1 protein-coding gene is annotated in these 1,069 nt (G+C 58.6%); it reads right to left on the bottom strand.

All coding sequences use genetic code 11. From position 1 onward, the window contains the following. A partial coding sequence (locus tag PHA01_RS29110; RefSeq protein ID WP_271899723.1) for a zinc-dependent alcohol dehydrogenase occupies nucleotides 1-956 on the bottom strand: 956 nt, incomplete at its 3' end. Nucleotides 957-1,069: the final 113 nt, after the last annotated feature.

Here is a 1,069-nt window from a genome sequence, read left to right on the forward strand (position 1 = left end):
GGGATTTTATCAACGAAGCCGCCATAGACGCCAACAATGGACACCGTGCCGAAGTTGCGGCAGCAGTGGATCGCCTGACGCAGCACGTGCGGCCGGTCGGTGCCCATGAAGGTTGCAACCTTGATGCGGTCGACCACGGAATCGAAGCTTGCCAAGGTATCCGGCTCGGTGCCGACGGCGTCGATACATGCGTCAGCGCCTCTGCCGTTCGTCAACTCCATGATCCGGTCATAAATATCCTCGTGCCGGAAATCGAGGGTTTCTGCTCCGCTTGACTGCGCCAAGGTCAGCCGTTCGGCAACGGTGTCGATGGCGAGAACCCGATCGGCACCAAGCAGGAAAGCGCTGCGGATCGCCATTTGTCCGACTGGTCCGCAACCCCAGATGGCGATGGTGTCTCCCTCCTGGATATTGCAGAATTCCGCTGCCATAAACCCCGTCGGGAAAATGTCGGAAAGAAACAGCACCTGTTCGTCCGATAGACCGTCCGGCACCTTCATTGGCCCCACATCGGCGTAGGGCACGCGCAGATATTCTGCCTGACCGCCGCTGTAGCCGCCAAGAAGGTGCGAATAACCAAAAAGCCCCGCCGGCGAGCTTCCCCAAAGTTTCGCGGCCTTTGCTTTGTCGGGGTTGGACCGCTCGCAGCCTGAAAAATAGCCCTTCTTGCAAAAGAAGCATTCGCCGCAGGCGATGGTGAACGGCACGACGACGCGGTCGCCCACTTTCAACGCCTTGTTGTCGGCACCGACCTCGACGACTTCGCCCATGGTTTCGTGACCGATGATGTCCCCGTGTTCCATCGAGGGAATGACGCCGTCGAAAATGTGAAGATCCGAACCGCAGATGGCGCAGGCGGTCACCTTGATGATGGCGTCGCGGCCATGTTCAATTTCGGGATCGGGCACGCTTTCGCAGCGCATGTCGCCCTTGCCGTGCCAGGTCAGTGCTTTCATCGGACTTCTCCAAAGATGAACTTGTCACGCGTGCTCAAAGCCCGACGAAGAGTGATTGTTCCCAAGAAAATTGGCACCGACGTCCAACCGTCCGGTGCATGACAAATGACGCT

Origin of the sequence: Candidatus Phyllobacterium onerii (assembly GCF_028331445.1) — a bacterium.
GTDB lineage: Bacteria > Pseudomonadota > Alphaproteobacteria > Rhizobiales > Rhizobiaceae > Phyllobacterium > Phyllobacterium onerii.